Below are 18,424 nucleotides of genomic sequence, written 5' to 3'. Positions count from 1 at the left end.
GCCGGTTCCATTCCTTTATGAGCAAGCGCAAGGTCGGACCATGAAGGTCACAGTCGAACGGGCGGCCCTCTTCAGATCGCTCGGCCACGTCCACCGGGTGGTGGAGCGGCGCACCACGATTCCGATCCTGTCCAATGTTCTGATCAGGGCCGACGCCGGCGAACTCAGCCTGAAGGCGACCGATCTCGACCTCGAGGTCACCGAAACGCTCGCGGCCGACGTCGGCCAGCCGGGCGCGATCACGGCTCCCGCCTATGTGCTCTTCGACATCGTTCGCAAGCTGCCCGACGGCGCGCAGGTCTCGCTCGAGACCACCGGCGACACCGGCCAGGTGACGATCCGCTCCGGCCGGTCGCGCTTCAACCTGCAGGCGCTGCCCGAGACGGATTTCCCTGATCTCGCGGCCGGCGAAATGGCCTATCGTTTCAAGGTGCCGGCTGCGGAGCTCAAGCGCCTGATCGAGAAGACGCAGTTCGCGATCTCGACCGAGGAGACGCGCTATTACCTCAACGGAATTTACCTGCACACTCTGGAATCCGCCGGCAAGCAGGTGCTTCGCGCCGTTGCGACGGACGGGCATCGGCTCGCGCGCGTCGAGACCGGAGCACCGGAGGGCGCGGCCGGAATGCCGGGCGTGATCGTGCCTCGCAAGGCCGTCGCCGAGATCATCAAGCTGGTGGACGAGGCCGGCGACGGGGTCGAGATCGAGCTGTCGCCGACCAAGATCCGCCTCACCATGGGGCCGGTGGTGCTGACATCGAAGCTCATCGACGGCACGTTCCCGGACTACCAGCGCGTGATCCCGGCCGGCAACGACAAGGACCTGATCGTCGACAAGGCTGAGTTCGCAGCCGCGGTGGATCGCGTCTCGACGATTTCGTCCGAGCGCGGCCGGGCCGTGAAGCTCGCCATCGCGGATCGGCGGTTGACGCTGTCGGTCACCAATCCGGACTCCGGTTCGGCCGTGGAGGAGATCGAGGTCGACTACGACTCGACCCCGCTCGACATCGGCTTCAACGCCAAATACCTGCTCGACATCACGGCGCAGCTGGAGGGCGACACCGCCTTGTTCAAGCTCGCCGACCCGGGTTCGCCCACCCTGGTGCAGGATCGCGAGGGCGCGGCGGCGCTCTACGTCCTGATGCCGATGCGCGTGTGAGCGGAACGACGTCTCCCGACGCCGGTTCTGTCGCGCCCTTGGCCGGTCCCCGTGTGACCCGGCTGGTGTTGTCTGATTTCCGCTCCTATCCGGCGCTCGACCTCGATGTCGGGGCGCAGCTCGTCGCGCTGACGGGCGAGAACGGCGCAGGCAAGACCAACCTGCTGGAAGCCCTGTCGCTGTTCACGCCCGGGCGCGGGCTCCGGCGGGCGGATCTTCCCGACATGGTCCGCAGCGGCGCAACGGCCGGCTTTGCGGTGTCGATCCACCTGGACGACCAGAACGGCCCGGCCCAGCTCGGCGTCGGCATCGAGCGGACGGACGAGGGCGCCTTCGCGCGCCGCTGCCGGATCGACCGCGCGCCCGTGTCGTCCACGGCCGCCTTTGCGGAACGCTTGCGCGTGGTGTGGCTGACGCCCGCCTCGGATGGGCTGTTCACGGGCGCGGCTGGCGACAGGCGGCGTTTTCTGGACAGGCTCGTGCTGGCCGTCGACAGCGAGCATGGGGCGCGTGTGAACGCGCTCGACCGGGCGCTGCGGTCGCGCAACAGGCTCCTGGCTGAAGATCGCATGGACCACGCCTGGCTGGACGCGGTGGAACGCGAAGTGGCCGAGACCGCCGTGGCGGTGTCGGCGGCCCGGCGCGAAACCGTGGAGCGGCTCGCGGCCCTGATCGGCGCGACGCGCGACGAGACCTCGCCCTTTCCCTGGGCGGACGTGGCCCTGGAAGGGCCGATCGAGGTGGAACTCGGCCGGTTGTCGGCGATCGACGTCGAGGACCTCTACCGGGAGTGGCTGCGCGAAGGCCGCCCCCGCGACAAGGCGGCCGGCCGAACGCTGGTGGGACCGCAGGCGGCCGACCTCGTGGTCCGCCACGGCCCCAAGGACGTGGCCGCCGCCACGGCCTCGACGGGCGAGCAGAAGGCGCTGCTGATTGGGCTCGTGATCGCGCATGCGCGCCTCGTCGCCGCCATGACGGGCATTGTGCCGCTGGTGCTGCTGGACGAGATCGCCGCGCATCTCGATCCCCGCCGTCGGGTGGCGCTCTACGAGACGCTGGCGGGGCTCGGCGCGCAGGTCTGGATGACGGGCGCGGACGCGGCCGCCTTTGCGGGCCTGCCCGCCGGCCGCGAGATCTTCGAGGTGACGCCCGGAGCGGTGCAGAACCTTCAGCTCAGGCCATGAAAAAGCCCCCACGCAGGCCCATATAGGCTAAGGAATTGCACAGATCCGGTCCCGGTGGCCGGAGCGGCCCTTCGGGTCGTGGTTCAGGGGTCGATGCGCCTGCCTCGGACCGTGCGGCGACAGCCCATCCGGGCTATAATTCGGCAGGCGAATCAACGCATTCGGATGACACACACTCCATGACGGCAGAAGCAGCTCGCCGCGACGAGGCCGAGAACGCCTACGGCGCAGAATCCATCAAGGTTCTCAAGGGCCTGGATGCGGTGCGCAAGCGCCCCGGCATGTATATCGGCGACACCGACGACGGCTCGGGCCTGCACCACATGGTGTACGAGGTTGTGGACAACGCCATCGACGAGGCGCTGGCCGGCCACGCCGACATCGTCACCGTGACGCTGAACCCGGACGGCTCCGTGACAGTGACGGACAACGGCCGCGGCATCCCGACCGACATCCACTCGGAGGAAGGCGTCTCGGCGGCCGAGGTCATCATGACCCAGCTGCACGCCGGCGGTAAGTTCGACCAGAACTCCTACAAGGTTTCGGGCGGCCTCCATGGCGTGGGCGTCTCGGTGGTGAACGCGCTCTCGACGTTCCTGAAGCTGCGGATCTTCCGCGGCGGGCAGGAGCACGAGATGAGCTTCACGCATGGCGACGCCGACGCGCCGCTGCGCATCGTCGGCCCGTCCGAGCGGCGCGGCACGGAAGTGACCTTCCTGCCCTCGCCGCAGACGTTCACGATGATCGAGTTCGACTACGACACGCTGGAGCATCGGCTGCGCGAGCTCGCGTTCCTGAACTCCGGCGTCCGCATTCTGCTCACCGACGCCCGCCATTCGGAAGTGAAGCAGCAGGAGCTGCTCTACGAGGGCGGGCTCGAGGCCTTCGTGCGCTATCTCGACCGGGCCAAGTCGCCCATCATCAGCTCACCCCTCATGGTGAAGGCCGAGAAGGACGGGATCACCGTGGAGGCGGCGCTGTGGTGGAACGACAGCTACCACGAGAGCGTGCTGTGCTTCACCAACAACATTCCGCAGCGTGACGGCGGCACCCATCTGGCGGGTTTCCGGGCGGCGCTCACCCGGCAGGTGACCGGCTATGGCGACAGCTCAGGCCTGACCAAAAAGGAAAAGGTGAGCCTCACGGGTGACGACTGCCGCGAGGGGCTCACGGCGGTTCTGTCCGTCAAGGTGCCGGACCCGAAATTCTCGTCCCAGACCAAGGACAAGCTCGTCTCCTCCGAGGTGCGGCCGGTGGTCGAGAACTGCCTCAACGAGGCGATCTCGGTGTGGTTCGAGGAGCACCCGACAGAGGCCAAGGCGGTGGTCGGCAAGGTGGTGGAAGCCGCCGCGGCGCGCGAGGCCGCCCGCAAGGCGCGCGAGCTCACCCGCCGCAAGGGCGCGCTCGACATCGCGTCCCTGCCCGGCAAGCTCGCCGACTGCCAGGAGCGCGACCCGTCCAAGGCTGAGCTCTTCATCGTCGAGGGCGACTCGGCCGGCGGCTCCGCCAAGCAGGGCCGCAACCGCGAGTTCCAGGCCGTGCTGCCGCTGCGCGGCAAGATCCTGAACGTCGAGCGCGCGCGCTTCGACAAGATGCTGTCCAGCCAGGAGATCGGCACGCTGATCACCGCGCTGGGCACCGGCATCGGCAAGGAAGAGTTCAACGCCGACAAACTGCGCTACCACAAGATCATCATCATGACGGACGCGGACGTGGACGGCTCCCACATCCGTACCCTGCTGCTGACGTTCTTCTTCCGGCAGATGCCCGAGTTGCTCGAGCGCGGCCACATCTTCATCGCCCAGCCTCCGCTCTACAAAGTGACGCGCGGCAAGTCGCAGCAGTACCTGAAGGACGAGCGCGCGCTCGAGGACTACCTGATCGAGCAGGGCGTCGACGGCGCGCTGCTGCGGACGTCCTCGGGCGAGGAGCGCACCGGCCGCGATCTCAAGGCGCTGGTCGAGGAGGCCCGCATCGTGCGCAACCTCCTGGGCGGACTCCACACGCGCTACGATCGCTCCGTTGTGGAGCAGGCCGCGCTCGCGGGCGCGCTTCATCCGATCGAGGACGAGAGCGTCGCAGACACGCAGGTGGCCGAGATCGCCCGCCGGCTGGACGTGATCGCGGACGACATCGAGCGCGGCTGGAGCGGCCGGGCCGAAGCCGGCGGCTACGTGCTGGAGCGCACCATCCGGGGCGTGAAGCACACCGCCGTGCTGGACGCGCAGCTGCTCGCCTCTGCGGACGCCCGCAAGCTGGAGGAACATTCTGCCCCGCTGCGCGACGCCTTCCAGGCGCCCGCCACGCTGACGCGCCGCACCGACGAAACGCAGGTCGCCGGCGCGGTGGCGCTGTTCGAGGCCATGACGGCCGTGGGCCGCAAGGGGCTCACCCTGCAGCGCTACAAGGGCCTTGGAGAAATGAACCCCGAGCAGCTGTGGGAGACCACGCTGGACCGCTCCATCCGCTCGCTCCTTCAGGTGCGCGTGAAAGAGATCGCCGACGCGGACGACATCTTCACCAAGCTGATGGGCGACGTGGTGGAGCCGCGCCGCGATTTCATCCAGACCAACGCGCTGAACGTCGCCAATCTGGACGTCTGACGGGCCAAGGCTTCCGGTTCAGGACTGCAGCAGTCCCTGGCCGGCGGCCGGGGCGGGCTCAACAAGCTGGGCGGACAAGCGCTCCAGCAGGCTGCGCAGCGTCGGGTCGTCGAGGGAGTGGCTGGAGGCGGCCATTTCGCCTCCAGGCTTCGTGGCTATGGGCGTTTTGGCAGGACAGGCCCGGGCCGGCTGGATCGCCGGCTTGGGGATGGCGGTTGCGCCCGCCTCGTGACGCCGCTTCACCATGCTCCGCCACCCATCCCGCGCGCCCTTGAACAGCAGTTCGGCGATGCCCTCCAGCTCCAGCCCGGCGATCGGGGACTGGTCCCGCATCTCCTCGATGAAGCTGCGGGCCGACATCCCGGCCACGAGACAGAAGGCAAAGAGCAGGAATGCGCTCTCCATCCAGCCCTCGCCCTGGGCCAGCACGGCGCTCAGAACGGTGCTCTTGCCGATGCTGAGCAGCAGCGGAACGAAGCTGGCGGCCACCAGCCCGGGCAGAACCACGGACGCGACCGTTCCGGCCGAGTAGCTCGGCTCCAGAACGTTGCGGCAGACCGAGCCCATGCCGCCCGCAATGAACATCACCATCACGGCAACGCCAAGCGGCGCGAAACGGCTCGCCTCCCCGCCGGCGTCGGCAGCCGTCGCGGACGCGAACGCGTCTCCAAGGCTCGTCAGAAACATGACCAAAATCCATAAAACAAGGCGCCGCATGGCGGTCCTCCGCAAAGAAGGAGACCACAGTCTTGGCGTTTGGCCGGGTGAGCGAATGTGAAGTAGCTCACACTTCTGGCCGGGCGCTGGCGCGACTGCGGCTCACGCCGAGTTGATACGCGGCCGATGCGAGGCGCTTGCGCCGGCCGCGTGGGTGGGGGACGCTCCGGGCTTGGCCAAGGGCGAGCCGAGACTCGTCCAGCCGCAGGGAGGACGTCATGGGATTTCGGAGCATCGTGCTGGGGGCCGCGGCCGCGCTGGCCGTATCGACCATCGCGCAGGCAGCCTTGGCGGCCAACTACCCGGCCCCACGGGAAGGCGACTACGTCGCCAAGGATTTCAAGTTCCACACGGGCGAGACGCTGCCGGAGGTGAAGCTGCACTACACGACTATCGGCGATCCCGCGAACCCTCCGGTGCTGATCCTCCATGGCACGGCCGGCAATGCGCTGAGCATGCTGACGCCGGCTTTCGCAGATGAGTTGTTTGGCCCGGGCCAACCGCTCGACGCGACGAAGTATTTCATCGTGCTCCCGGACGCGCTCGGGGCGGGGAAATCCTCCAAGCCCTCCGATGGGCTCCGGGCGAAGTTCCCATCCTACAACTACGACGACATGGTGCTGGCCCAGCAGCGGCTCGTCACCGAGGGGCTCGGCATCAAGCACCTGCGGCTCATCCTGGGCAACTCCATGGGCGGGATGCACGCCTGGGTGTGGGGCGTGAACTACCCGGACATGATGGACGCGATCGTCCCGATGGCGTCGCAGCCCGTCGAGATGGCGAGCCGGAACTGGATGATGCGCCGGATGATCATCGACGCCGTGCGCAAGGATCCGGACTGGAAGAACGGCGACTACACCGAGCAGCCCAAGATGCTGCGCGTCGCCAACGTCTTCTACAGCACGGCCACGAACGGCGGCTCCATGGCCTACCAGGCCCAAGCCGGCACGCGCGAGAAGGCGGACAAAATGCTGGACGACCGGCTGGCGGCTCCATTCACGGCCGACGCCAATGATTTCATGTACCAGTGGGACTCCTCGCGCGACTACAACCCCGCGCCGAAGCTGGAGCAGATCAAGGCGGCGGTGCTGGCCATCAACTCGGCCGACGACGAGCGGAACCCGCCCGAGACCGGCGTGATGGATCGTGAGTTGAAGCGGCTCTCGAACGCCAGGCTGGTTCTCATCCCGGCCAGCGTCGACACCCGCGGGCACGGCACCACGGGCATCGCGAAGTTCTACAAGGCGCAGCTCGAGGAGTTCATTCGGTCGCTGCCGGCCAAGAAGGCCGCATCACTCCAGTAAGGCGCAAACGGGAACCATTCCGCAGCTTGAGCGTTAGCGCCCGACCTTCGTCGTCCACGATTCGTGGCCGACCGCTAGGGGGCGAGCATTCCAACGCGGCAGACCTACCTCACGCTCGACATCGGCGGCCGACGCTGCGCGCTACGCGCGTCGGCCGTGCGCGAGATCCTGCCTGTTCCCCATCTGCAAAGGCCTCCCGAGGCGCCGCCGCCGCTCGCCGGCTTCGTCGACCTGAGCGGCGGGGTGCTGCCGGTTGTGCGGCTCGCCGTGCTGCTTGGGCTGGAGGCCGGGGACCGGGCCGACCCGTTCTACGGCCACATCATCCGCCTGCGCCGCGACGTCGCAGCGCGGCGCATCGGCCTCCTGGTCGACAGGGCGGTGGGGCTGCTGGACATCGACCCGCAGGCGCTAAGAGCCGTTCCGGCGGAGCAGACGCTGAACGGCCTCGTGGAGGCCGAGCACAGCGAGGACGGCCAACTCACCCATGTGCTGGCGCTGGAGCGCCTGCTGCTTGCCGAGGAGCGCGCCGCCCTGGACGCGTGGACGCGCCGCGCCGCCGCACGCGCGGACGCCTGGAGCGCGGCCCCATGAGCCGCATCGCCAGAACGGGGCCGCCATTCGGGGAGGAACAGTCGTTCCGCCTGCTCAAGCAGGCCGTGATCGCGCGCACAGGGCACTACTACTACGAGGACAAGGATGCGCTTCTGTGGGAGCGCGTCGCCAAGCGGTTGAAGGCCACCGGGGCGGCGTCGATCGACGCCTATGTGGAGCGGCTCGCCGGCCGCGGCGGCGAGGCCGAGTGGAACGCCCTTGAGGCGGAGATCACCATCGGGGAGACCTTCTTCTTTCGTTTCGTCGAGCAATTCGCGGCGCTGCGCACGAAGATCCTCCCGGACATTATCGCGCGAAATCGGGAGAGCCGGCAGATACGGATCTGGAGCGCGGGCTGCTCGACCGGCGCCGAGGCCTATTCGGTCGCGATCGTCTTGCGCGAGCTGCTGGGCGAAGCGATCGCGGACTGGCGGGTCGGCATTGTCGGGACCGACATCAACGAGAGCTTCCTGGAAGCGGCGCGTCGTGGCGTTTATGGCAAATGGGCGCTGCGCTCCACCAACCCGGTCGACCGGGAACGCTGGTTCACCGCGCCGGGACCGGACGGCCCCTGGACGGTGCGGCCGGCTTATCGTGGCCTCGCGCATTTCGAGCGCCACAACCTCATGAGCCTGCTGGACGGCACGTCGCCGCTTCAGTTTACGGGCTTCGATCTCATCCTGTGCCGCAACGTGCTGATCTATTTTCATACCGACGCGGTGACGAGGATCGTGCACGCCCTCGGCGACTGCCTCGCCGCGGATGGCTGGATGCTGATCGGCCATGCGGAAAGCCACCCGGACTTCACCCGATCTCTCGCGCTGGTGGAGTTGCCGGGCGCCATCGCGTATCGGCGCAGGTCGGAGCACGCCGATGCGGCCGCCCCGCAAGCCGACGTGGCCGAGCCGCCTGCGTTCCCGCAATCGGCGGCCCAGCCCTCTCGCGCGACCGTTCGGGCCGGAGCGGAGCGGCCAAGCGCCCGGCGCACGGCGCCGCCTCTGGCGACCATCGACAAAGTCGCTCAGCACCACCCTGCCGGTTCCGACCTCGTCGCCGTTCTTCGCGCCAAGGCGGATGAGGGCGATGTGGAAGGCGCGCTTGGTCTCGTTCGGGCCGGGCTTAAGGCCGCTCCCACCGATCCGGTGCTGTTCTACTACCAGGGCCTGCTGGACCAGGCCGGCCGCCGCTCCGCCGAAGCCGAGCGCGCTTTTCGCAGCGCTATCTATCTCGACGGCTCCTTCGTGATGGCGCACTACCAGCTCGGCCTGCTCCTCACGTCCTGCGGCGAGATCGTAGCCGGACGCCGCGCCCTCACGGCGGCCGCGCGGCTGGCCGCCGGCCTCCCGCCGGAACGCGAGCTGGCGGAAGGCGACGGCCTCACGGCCGGCGTGCTCGCCAGGCTGGCCCGTGCAACGCTGCAACCCATGGCGTCGGCGCGATGACGGCTCACGACCAGCAGTCCCTTCCATCGTCCGAGCAGCGAGAGCGCATTCTCGGCGAACGGACGCGCGAGCTCGCCCGCCGGGCTCGGTCGCTCGCGCCGCGCGACCCGACTGCTTCGGGCGAACCTTTCCTCGTCTGCGCGGTCGGGCGGAACCGCTACGGATTGCGGCTGCCGGCAGTCGCGGCCGTGCTGGCTTGGCGTCCGTGCACGCCGGCGGCCCAGGCGGGCGGCGCGGCGATCGGCCTCTTCGCGCATGAGGGCCGAACAATCTCGGCCTTGGACCTCGCGGCTCTTCTCGGCCTGCCGGTGCGGGACGAAACGAGCCCTGGCTGCTTCGTCCTGCTGAAGGGCGGCGAGCCCCGCATCGCGCTACGGGTCGACGACGCCCTCGCGGTCGCAGCCCTGAAGGCGGACGACACAGCCGGCGGGCTGGCGACGGACGAAGGCTCAGCCTTTGCGACCGGCTACGCCCCGATGGCGGGCGCGGCCGGGCCGATGCTGGTCGCCCTGCTCGATCTCGACCGGGTGCTGCGCCCGTTTGCACCCATCCTGGCGTCTGGAGTTTGAACCCCGTGTCCATATCGATCGCCAACCGCATCCTTCTCGGCTTTGCGGCCGTACTCGCCCTCATGGTGGCGCTCGGCGTCTACGCGCTGAGCCAGGTGGCGGAGGTGAAGGACACAAACGAGGCCATCGTGAGCCGCAACATCACGATGCTGCGGCAGCTCTCGGCCGTGCAGGACTTCCAGAACCGCGCCAGAAACGCCCGCATGACGGTGATCACACGCGCCATGCAGCGGGCTCTCGGTCGCGAGGGGCAGGGAGAAGACCCCGCGCCGCTCTGGCGTCGCGACGCCATGGCGGGCGAGGCCGCGCTGGCGCAAACCATCACAACCGCCGAAAAACTGCGCGACGGCGCAGTGAGCCAGGAGCGGGCCGAGGCCTGGCGGCAGATCGCCGTGCTGCTGGGCGACGCCATGACGGAATTGCGCCAGCTCCACAACCTCAGCGAACGCCAGATCGCGGCCGCGCAGGCGAATGACGTTGCGGGCGTGGTGGCGTCGACCCAGCCCGTCGATGCGAGCCATAACGCCTTCATGCGGCAGATCGCGGCTTCCACGGACGTGATGAACGCCGCGATCCTGGCCGGGCAAAAGCGCGTCAACAGCGTCTACGAGGAGAGCCGGGTGTCGGTGATCATCGCGCTCGGCGTGGCGGCGTTGCTCGGCGTCGTGATCGCGCTCGGCATTCGCCGGTCGATCACGCAGCCCCTCCACGCCTTCATGGCCTTCGTGGAGCGCGTCGGACAGGGCGACCTCGGCGGACGGACGGCGACGGACGGGCCTTCCGAAATCGCTCATCTGGGCGCCACGCTGAACCAGATGGTGGACGGCCTGCGACAACTGGCCAAGCAGAGCCGCGAGGCGACCGAGAACCTGAATGCGGCGGCGGCCGAGATCCGAGCGTCCACGCAGGAGCAGGCCGCCAGCGTCGAGGAACAGCTCGCGGCCGTGCAGGAAACCGCCGCCACCGTGGACGAGATCACGCATGCGGGCGCGCAGATCGGCAAGCGCGCCCAGGAGGTGATCGCCTCCGCGCAAGCCACGGCGCAGACCAGCACGGCCGGCCTCGCGGCCGTGGACGAGACCGCCCGCGCCATGGACGCCATCCGGGACCAGGCCGAGGCCGTGGCCGAGAACATCGTGGCGCTGAGCGAAAAGACGCTCGCGATCGAGGACATCACCACGACGGTGAATGACATCTCGGAGCGGTCGCACCTGCTGGCGCTGAACGCCGCGATCGAGGCGGCAGGCGCAGGCGAGACCGGGCAGCGCTTCGCCGTAGTGGCGGCCGAGATGAAGATCCTGGCCGACCAGGCGAAGGACGCCACCGCTCAGGTGCGGTCGATCCTGGGCGAGATCCAGCGTGGCATCAATGCGTCGGTGATGCTCACCGAAGAAGCCGTGAAGCGCGTCGCGGCCGGCAAGGACCGCACCGACACCACCCAGCGCACCATCGAGGAAATCACCGCGCGCGTGCAGGAGAGCGTGCAGACGTTCCAGCAGATCGTCGCCTCCACCAACCAGCAGCAGCTCGGCATCGAGCAGGTCATGGGAGCCCTGCAGAACATCCGGCAGGCCAGCCAGCAGACCGCCGCAAGCACCCGCCAGCTCGATTCGGCGGCCGGCAACCTCAGCGGCCTGTCCCAGCAGTTGCTGGGGCTGGCCGAACGCTATCGGTTCTGAGCCGCCATCGTGCAGGACATCCGCGCCCAGCTTCTGGAAGCCTTCGACGCCGAACATCGCGAGCATCTGGCGGCGATCCGGCGCGAGCTGGCGCTGGTGGAGCACGGCCAGGGCGGCGACATGAAGGACGCTTTCAGGCGGGCGCACAGCCTCAAGGGCGCGGCCCGCGCGGTGGACCTTCCAGCCATCGAGGAATTGGCGCACCGCCTGGAAGCCGTGTTCACCCGCATGCTGGACGGCTCCCTGGTGGTGGACCGGGCCGGCGCGCGCGTGATTGAGCTCGGGCTGGACGCCGTTGAGGCCTTCGCGGCGGAGATCGCGGCCGGCGGCGCGCCCCGGCATCCGCAAGCCGCCATCGAGGCGCTTGAAGACTTGTTGAACGGGACAGCGGCCTCCGACGAGACCGCCGCCATCCGTCCGGATCAGGCCGCGGTTGTGGCTCCGGGGGCGGTGGAGCCCGCCCCGCGGGACGCGGCGCCGCAAGGTTCGTTGGCCGCGCCCCAGCCTCAGGCGGAGTTCCTGCGCGTCGGGGCGGACCAGGTGGATAGCCTCTCGGAGGACATGCACCGGTTGTCGGACCGTCTGCGGGCCGGCGCAGATCTGCTGGGCGAGCTGCGGGCGGTGCAGGCGGAGCTGACCTCCGTGGCCCGGCTGATGGGCGCGGCGTCCGCGCGGGGCGCGAAACCGGCCGAGGCGAAACGCCGTGTCGAGGCGCTGTCGCGCAATGTGGGCGCGCTCGTGCGGGGGCAAACGGCGGCCACCCAGTCGGTGGACGAACAGGCGCGAAGGGTGCGCGACCGCGTGGACCAGCTCTCGCTGACGCCGGCCGAGACCGTGTTCGGCGGCTTTGGCCGTATGGCGCGTGACCTTGCCCGAGGCGAGGGCCGCGACGTCGAGGTGCTGGTGTCCGGGCTGGACATCCAAGCCGACCGGCGGGTCCTTCAGGCGCTGAAGGATCCGGTAATGCACCTGCTCCGCAACGCGCTCAGCCATGGCGCCGAAGACCCGGAGTTCCGGGCCCGGGCAGGCAAGCCGCCGCACCAAACGGTGTCGCTTTCGTTTCGCTCGCAGGGCGGGCGGCTGCATGTGAGCGTGCAGGACGACGGGCGCGGGCCCGATCTCGCCCGCATCGAGGCCGTGGCGATCGAGCGCGGCCTTTTGCCGGCTCGTCCGCCCTACGCGCCGGCTCCGCCCGCCGATCAGCTGCTCGGGCTCGTGTTCGAGCCGCAATTCTCCACGGCGGGTAAAGTGGACCGGCTTTCGGGACGGGGAATGGGGCTGTCGGTGGTCGCCGAGGCGGCCCGGGCGCTGCACGGGGACGTGTTGCTGAGGCCGGCGCAACCATGGGGCGCCCTTGCGATCATCTCGGCGCCGCTTATGGCGACGCGGCAGACGCTTCTGATGGCGCGGGCCGGGGCGCGGGAATATGGCATTCCGACCCACGCGATCGAGCGATTGCTGCGCCTGCCGCTGGCGGCGCTCGAAAGTGTGGAAGGTCGACCGGCGGCGCGGATCCGGATGGGCGCCCGCGACATTACCGTACCGATCATCCCTCTCGCGGGCTTGGCGGAGGGGGGCGAGGCGCAGCTTCCCGTGGAGGCAGGCCATGTGAAGGCGATGCTCCTGCGCAGGGGCGAGAGGCGGTGTGCGGTGGCGGTGGATGCGTTTCTGGACGTGCAGACGGTGCTGGTCGGGCCCGCGCCCGCGCTGGCGCGCGACGACGCCATGGCGTCCGGAACGGTGCTGCTCGACGGCGACCGCCCGGCCCTCACGCTCAACCCGGAGGCGCTGATGGACCGCTGGCTCGGCGAGCATGCGAGCGCGTCGGGCGGGCGCTTCGGCCTGCCGGACTGGACGCCCGCGGGCGCGCGCAGGCAGGTGACGATCCTGGTGGTGGACGACTCCATCACGACCCGCACGCTGGAAAAGAGCATCCTGGAGGCGCAGGGCTATGCGGTGCTGCTCAGCGTGGACGGGCTTGACGCCCTGTCGCGCCTGCGCTCAGGCGAGGCGCTCGTGGATCTCGTTATCGCGGATGTCGAGATGCCGCGCATGGATGGGTTCGGACTGCTGCAGGCGATCCGGACCGACCCCGGCCTTTCTGCCATTCCGGTGATCCTGATGACCTCGCGCGCCGCACCCGAGGATGTCAGGCGCGGGCTGGACCTCGGCGCCCGGGCCTATATCTCCAAGCAGAACTTCGACCAGCGCGAACTCCTGGCTACGATCGGACAGATATTGTGATCGGAACCGCGAAGCTGCCCGTGCGGGTGATGATCGTCGAGGACTCGGCCGTGGTGCGGCAGTTGCTCGCGCACATCATCTCGCGCGACCCCCGGCTCGAACTCGCGGCCGCGGTGGGGACCGCCGAGGACGCGCTGCGGGAGATCGGCCGCGTGCAGCCGGACGTGATCTCGATGGACATCCGCCTGCCCGGCATGGACGGTCTGGAGGCGACGCGCCGCATCATGAGCGAGCGCCCCACGCCGATCGTCGTGATTGCGGCCAGCGTCGAGGACGCGGCGCTGCGCATCTCGATGAACGCCTTGCGGGCGGGCGCGCTGTCGGTGGTGGAAAAGCCCGTGGGATTGTCGAGCGCCGGCTACGAGGCCGAGGCGCAGTCGATTTGCACCCAGCTCTTCATCATGAGCCAGGTGCCGGTGATCCGGCGACGGCTGCCGGAGGAACGGGCGCCGGCGCGGCCTTCGCAGTCGTATCGCGAGGATTTCCTGACGCCTGCTCGACCAACCGTGGTGGGGATGGCGGCCTCGACGGGCGGCCCGCCCGCGCTCGCCCGCGTGCTGGGCGGTCTTCCCAAGACGTTTCCGCTTCCCATCGTGCTCGTACAGCACATGGGCGCGGCCTTCATGCCGGGCTTCGCATCCTGGCTGGATGGGGTGACGCCATTGACTGTGTCGATCGCCCGTCACGGCGCGACGCCCGAAGCGGGCGGCGTGTACGTCGCGCCGGGCGACCGCCACCTCATGGTGGGGCGCGACGGACTTCTGCAGATTGGGGACACGCCGCCGATCGGGGGACAGCGCCCCTCCGCCAACGCGCTGTTTCAGTCGCTGGCCGAAAGCGTGGGCGCAAACGCAGTTGGCATCCTGATGACCGGCATGGGCGAGGACGGCGCCCGTGGGCTCCTGGAGCTGCGCAAGGCCGGCGGCTTCACGATCACGGAGGACGAGAGCACGGCCGTGGTGTACGGGATGCCGGCGGCCGCCGTCCGGCTCGGCGGTTCGCGCCTGAGCTTGCCGCTGGACATGATCGGTCCGCGGCTCCAGCGGCTCGTGGAGAGAACCGCGTGATGCCGGACCAGCCGCAGAGCCGCATTCTCCTCGTCGAGGACTCGCGCACCCAGGCGCTCCAGTTCAGCCACGCGCTGGAAGGCCAGGGCTATGGGGTGGATTGGGTGGCGAGCGCCGAGGACGCGCTGGAACGCCTGAACGGTCCCCTGCCCGATCTGGTGATCGCCGACTACCACCTGCCCGGCATGAACGGCGACGGGTTGGCCCGCCAGATCAGGCTCAATGTCCGCACCCGGACAGTGCCGGTGCTGATGCTCACCGAGGCGAGCGAGCACGGCATCGAGCAGAAGGGCCTCGAGAGCGGCGCGGACGCGTACGTGCCGAAGTCGACGCCGGGCGACATCATGGGGCTGCGCATCAAGGCGCTGCTCCGACGCTCCGAAAGCGCCCAGACGCCGAGCGCGGCGGAGCGGACCGGCGCGGCGGGCGAGGCGGGCTCCTACCGCCGTCCGCGGCTGCTCGTCGTGGATCCAACCGGCGCGAGGCTGCGCTTCCTGGAGGAGCTTCTCACCTCCGAGGGCTATGCGGTGGAGACCACCGCGGTTGCCGACTGCCCGGCGACGCTGTTCCGGCGGATCGAATTCGACGGCGTCGTCCTGGGGCTCCTCGACGGCACGGACGGCGATCTGGCGCTGTGCCGCAGCTTCGACGCCCTGCGGGTCGAGGACGCCAGCTCGGGTGAAGGCGCGAGTTTCCCGATCGTGGCGATCGACCACGCCCCGAATGCGGAGCGGGACCGGCTGGCGGAGGTCTTCGCGGCCGGCGCCGACGAGGTCGTGCCGCTCGACGTGGAGCCGGAGGTGCTGATCGTGCGCATCCGGGCGCTCGTGCGCCGCAAGCTGGTGCGCGACGAGAACCGCCGGATCGAGCGCGAGTGGCGTGAGCAACAAACCGACCTGCAGCGGGCGCGCGCGGAGGCGCTGGCCGCGGAAGCCCGCGCATCGCTGGCCGAAGCGCTGGCGCGCGCGAACGCCGAGCTCGAAGCCGCAAACGTGCAGTTGCGCGATGCGCAGGCCAAGCTTGTTCAATCCGCCAAGATGGCGTCGTTGGGCGAGCTTGTCGCCGGCATCGCGCACGAGATCAACAATCCGCTTGCGTTTATCCTGGCGCACCAGTCCACGGTGGAGCGCCTGCTCGGCAAGGCGATCGACGGCATGGGGCCGGATGCGCCCGGGGCCCAGTCGCTCGGCAAGGCGATGCAGCGCGTCGGCTCCATGCGGGTCGGCCTGAAGCGCATCGAGGAGATCGTGCTCAACCTGCGCAAGTTCTCACGGCTGGACGAGGGCGAGTTCCAGACCGTGGACGTGCCGGCCTCCATCGAAACAGTGCTGGCGCTGCTGTCGCACAAGCTCTCGACGGGCATCGAGGTCGTGCGGCAATACGAGGGCGACCGCGAGCTGTTCTGCTCGTCGGCGCTGCTGAACCAAGTGGTGATGAACATCGTCGGCAACGCCGCAGACGCGATGGGGGGCGAAGGGCGCATCATGGTGCGCACGGCCAGCAGCGCCGAAACCTACACGATCGAAATCACCGACAGCGGGCCCGGCGTGCCGGACGCGCTGCGCGAGCGCATCTTCGAACCGTTTTTCACCACCAAGCCCGTCGGGGCCGGCACCGGCCTTGGCCTCGCGATCGCGTTCAGCGTCGTACAGGCGCACCAGGGAACCCTCGCGGTCGGCTCGGGACCGGACGGCGGGGCGCGGTTCACCATCACGATCCCAAGGCGGAACCGCCCATGAATTCCCCTCACAGCAGTTCCTCCAGCGTCAGTCCTCCGGGCGCGAACCTCCTCGCCAAGGGTCCGGTCGAGTTGCATCAGCTTGCGGGCAAAAGCGGCCCTCGCGGCCCCATTCTGGTGGTGGACGACGAGCCAGACATCCTGATCGCGCTCGAGGACTTGTTTGGCGACGACTATGACGTCCTGACCGCCCCTGCGCCCGCGGACGCTCTCGCGATCCTGCGGGACCGGCCGGACGTGATGGTGATCGTCTCGGACGAGCGAATGCCCGGCATGATGGGACACGTGTTCCTGTCCGAAGCGCGCAAGTTCTCGGACGCCGAGGCTATTCTGCTGACCGGCTACGCCGATCTCCCGGCCGTGGTCGGAGCTTTGAACGAGGGCGGCATCACCGGCTATGCGCCAAAGCCCTGGGACGCAAACGCGCTGCGCGGCATGGTTGCGTCGGCGCTGGACCGCCGGCGGCTCAAGATGGAGTTGCAATCCGAGCGCGCCCTGTTCAGCGGCCTGCTGGACAATGTTGCGGACGCGATCGCGTTCAAGGACGCCGGCGGGCGCTTCATTCGCATGAATGCGCGCAAGGCCGCCCTGCTGGGCGCGGACGTCGTCGCGTGCCTCGGGCGCGAAGAGGGCGATTTCGTCCTGCCCGAACGCGCCGCCGCCATCGCGCGCAGCGAGCGCGAGGCCGTGGAGGCCGGCGCTCCCGTCGAGACTGTGGAGGAATGGGCTGGCGAGGATGGACCGCGCTGGCGCATGGTGACCCGCACGCCCGTGTTCGGGCATGGCGGGCAGCTCGAATCGCTCGCCATCATCGAACGGGACATCACCGAGCAGCGGCGCCTCGACGCGCGTCTCCGGCAGGCCGAGAAGATGCAGGCGCTAGGCACGCTCGCAGGCGGCGTGGCGCACGACTTCAACAACCTGCTCACTGCGGTGCTGGGCAGCATCGACCTCGCGGCGCGCCGAATCGAGAACAATCCCCGGGTGACACGGCTGCTGGAGAACGCCGCCTATGCGGCGCGCCGAGGCGCCAGCCTGACGCACAGGTTGCTCAGCTTCAGTCGGCAGCGTGAGCTCGAGCCTCGCGTGGTGGATCCGAACGCCATTCTGTCCGAGATGAACGAGCTGCTGTCCCGCACGCTTGGCGGGATGGTGCAGATCAGCAAAAGCTGCGCGCCCGACCTGTGGCCGGTGCTGATCGACCCGGCCCAGCTGGAGCTCGCCATCCTGAACCTGTGCATCAACGCCCGCGACGCCATGCCGGAAGGCGGCGCGCTGACGCTGACCACCGAGAACGTCTCGGTGAGCGATCCAAACACGCTGAATCTCGCGCCGGGCGATTATGCGCTGCTCACCGTGCGCGACACTGGCTCGGGCATTCCCCCCGACGTCGTGGCGCGCATCTTCGAGCCGTTCTTCACCACCAAGGAGGTCGGCAAAGGCACCGGCCTCGGACTTTCGATGGTGTATGGGCTGGTCCAGCAATCCGGAGGGGCGGTGGACGTCGAAACCGCGCCCGGCTGCGGGACTGCGATGAAGCTCTACCTGCCGCGGAGTCAGGATCCCGCGCTGGCAAGCGCGGCCGCCGAGGTCAACGTGGCGTCGGCGGGCCGCGCTGGGGCGCGCATTCTGCTCGTGGATGACGACCGCGACGTCCGGTCCGTCACAGCCCAGTCGCTGCAGGAACTCGGCTACGCGGTCGAGGAAGCTCGTTCAGCCGCCGAGGCGCTCGATGTGCTGGAGCGCAGCTCCAAGCCGAACCTCGTGATCGCCGACGTGGCCATGCCGGAGATGAACGGGCTGGAGCTGGCCGCCGCCATCAAGCAACGTCACCCCGCTGTTCCGGTGTTGCTGATCACCGGCTATGCGGACTTCTCGGGCGCGGATACACAGGCGACCGTCATTCACAAGCCGTTCCAGATCGATGATCTAGGTAAAGTTGTATCTCGTCTTTTGAAGTAATTAAATCTTGTAACGCACTATGTTGCCCGCTAGGTCATAAGGACTAGTCACGCGCGGCTTGGACGTTTGTGGGCCGATCCAGCTGCTTAAAGTAAATTTAAACCGGCGCTTTGCTATTCAGGGTTGCATCTAAGCGCGCGTACCGCGCAACAGCCGCAAACCTGG

13 protein-coding genes are annotated in these 18,424 nt (G+C 68.9%); 12 read left to right on the top strand and 1 reads right to left on the bottom strand.

Annotated elements, in window-relative coordinates; genetic code table 11:
• Positions 1–40: 40 nt before the first annotated feature.
• From dnaN to gyrB, 3 genes are all read left to right on the top strand, one after another.
• Positions 41–1,159: a DNA polymerase III subunit beta gene (gene dnaN, locus IEV99_RS00260; RefSeq protein ID WP_188515740.1), complete on the top strand. Its 1,119-nt coding sequence runs from the start codon at positions 41–43 to the stop codon at positions 1,157–1,159.
• Positions 1,156–2,343, top strand: coding sequence for a DNA replication/repair protein RecF (gene recF, locus IEV99_RS00255; protein WP_244643420.1), 1,188 nt, complete (start codon positions 1,156–1,158; stop codon positions 2,341–2,343). Before dnaN ends, recF begins: the two co-directional genes overlap by 4 nt.
• A gap of 179 nt (positions 2,344–2,522) precedes the next feature.
• Positions 2,523–4,946 carry a DNA topoisomerase (ATP-hydrolyzing) subunit B gene (gene gyrB, locus IEV99_RS00250; protein ID WP_188515739.1) on the top strand — a complete coding sequence of 808 codons (2,424 nt, stop codon included), beginning with the start codon at positions 2,523–2,525 and terminating at the stop codon, positions 4,944–4,946.
• A gap of 18 nt (positions 4,947–4,964) precedes the next feature.
• On the opposite strand, the gene IEV99_RS00245 is transcribed toward gyrB, so the two are convergent.
• Positions 4,965–5,633, bottom strand: a complete 669-nt coding sequence (locus IEV99_RS00245) for a YEATS-associated helix-containing protein (protein ID WP_188515738.1) — start codon at positions 5,631–5,633, stop codon at positions 4,965–4,967.
• Positions 5,634–5,881: 248 nt separating this feature from the next.
• Between IEV99_RS00245 and IEV99_RS00240 the strand changes: the two genes are divergently transcribed.
• From IEV99_RS00240 to IEV99_RS00200, 9 genes are all read left to right on the top strand, one after another.
• Positions 5,882–6,967 carry an alpha/beta fold hydrolase gene (locus tag IEV99_RS00240; protein WP_188515737.1) on the top strand — a complete coding sequence of 362 codons (1,086 nt, stop codon included), beginning with the start codon at positions 5,882–5,884 and terminating at the stop codon, positions 6,965–6,967.
• A gap of 87 nt (positions 6,968–7,054) precedes the next feature.
• A complete protein-coding gene (locus IEV99_RS00235; RefSeq protein ID WP_188517578.1) occupies positions 7,055–7,558 on the top strand; it encodes a chemotaxis protein CheW in 504 nt (167 codons plus the stop codon).
• Positions 7,555–9,000 carry a CheR family methyltransferase gene (locus IEV99_RS00230; protein ID WP_188515736.1) on the top strand — a complete coding sequence of 482 codons (1,446 nt, stop codon included), beginning with the start codon at positions 7,555–7,557 and terminating at the stop codon, positions 8,998–9,000. The genes IEV99_RS00235 and IEV99_RS00230 overlap by 4 nt, the downstream gene beginning before the upstream one ends.
• On the top strand, positions 8,997–9,569 hold the full coding sequence (locus IEV99_RS00225) for a chemotaxis protein CheW (protein WP_188515735.1): 573 nt from the start codon (positions 8,997–8,999) through the stop codon (positions 9,567–9,569). The genes IEV99_RS00230 and IEV99_RS00225 overlap by 4 nt, the downstream gene beginning before the upstream one ends.
• Positions 9,570–9,574: 5 nt before the next feature.
• A complete protein-coding gene (locus IEV99_RS00220; RefSeq protein WP_244643418.1) occupies positions 9,575–11,248 on the top strand; it encodes a methyl-accepting chemotaxis protein in 1,674 nt (557 codons plus the stop codon).
• 9 nt (positions 11,249–11,257) lie between these two features.
• Positions 11,258–13,492 (top strand): hybrid sensor histidine kinase/response regulator, encoded by a 2,235-nt coding sequence (locus tag IEV99_RS00215; protein ID WP_188515734.1) that lies wholly within the window; start codon positions 11,258–11,260, stop codon positions 13,490–13,492.
• 29 nt (positions 13,493–13,521) lie between these two features.
• A complete protein-coding gene (gene cheB / locus IEV99_RS00210; protein WP_188517576.1) occupies positions 13,522–14,559 on the top strand; it encodes a chemotaxis-specific protein-glutamate methyltransferase CheB in 1,038 nt (345 codons plus the stop codon).
• Positions 14,559–16,298 carry an ATP-binding protein gene (locus IEV99_RS00205; protein ID WP_188515733.1) on the top strand — a complete coding sequence of 580 codons (1,740 nt, stop codon included), beginning with the start codon at positions 14,559–14,561 and terminating at the stop codon, positions 16,296–16,298. The genes cheB and IEV99_RS00205 overlap by 1 nt, the downstream gene beginning before the upstream one ends.
• The gene (locus IEV99_RS00200) at positions 16,295–18,259 is read left to right on the top strand and encodes a response regulator (protein WP_188515732.1); all 1,965 of its coding nucleotides are present in this window, start codon (positions 16,295–16,297) and stop codon (positions 18,257–18,259) included. The genes IEV99_RS00205 and IEV99_RS00200 overlap by 4 nt, the downstream gene beginning before the upstream one ends.
• Positions 18,260–18,424 lie beyond the last annotated feature (165 nt).

Origin of the sequence: Alsobacter metallidurans (assembly GCF_014636935.1) — a bacterium.
In the GTDB taxonomy this organism is placed as follows: domain Bacteria; phylum Pseudomonadota; class Alphaproteobacteria; order Rhizobiales; family Beijerinckiaceae; genus Alsobacter; species Alsobacter metallidurans.
This window is presented reverse-complemented; position numbering and strand designations above follow the sequence as displayed.

Excerpts from the sequence above, each read along its gene's own strand:
- IEV99_RS00240 (WP_188515737.1), top strand. The coding sequence starts at position 5,882 with ATGGGATTTCGGAGCATCGTGCTGGGGGCCGCGGCCGCGCTGGCCGTA.
- IEV99_RS00230 (WP_188515736.1), top strand. The coding sequence starts at position 7,555 with ATGAGCCGCATCGCCAGAACGGGGCCGCCATTCGGGGAGGAACAGTCG.
- IEV99_RS00225 (WP_188515735.1), top strand. The coding sequence starts at position 8,997 with ATGACGGCTCACGACCAGCAGTCCCTTCCATCGTCCGAGCAGCGAGAG.
- IEV99_RS00200 (WP_188515732.1), top strand. The coding sequence starts at position 16,295 with ATGAATTCCCCTCACAGCAGTTCCTCCAGCGTCAGTCCTCCGGGCGCG.
- IEV99_RS00245 (WP_188515738.1), bottom strand. The coding sequence starts at position 5,633 with ATGTTTCTGACGAGCCTTGGAGACGCGTTCGCGTCCGCGACGGCTGCC.
- cheB (WP_188517576.1), top strand. The coding sequence starts at position 13,522 with ATGATCGTCGAGGACTCGGCCGTGGTGCGGCAGTTGCTCGCGCACATC.
- IEV99_RS00205 (WP_188515733.1), top strand. The coding sequence starts at position 14,559 with ATGCCGGACCAGCCGCAGAGCCGCATTCTCCTCGTCGAGGACTCGCGC.
- gyrB (WP_188515739.1), top strand. The coding sequence starts at position 2,523 with ATGACGGCAGAAGCAGCTCGCCGCGACGAGGCCGAGAACGCCTACGGC.
- dnaN (WP_188515740.1), top strand. The coding sequence starts at position 41 with ATGAAGGTCACAGTCGAACGGGCGGCCCTCTTCAGATCGCTCGGCCAC.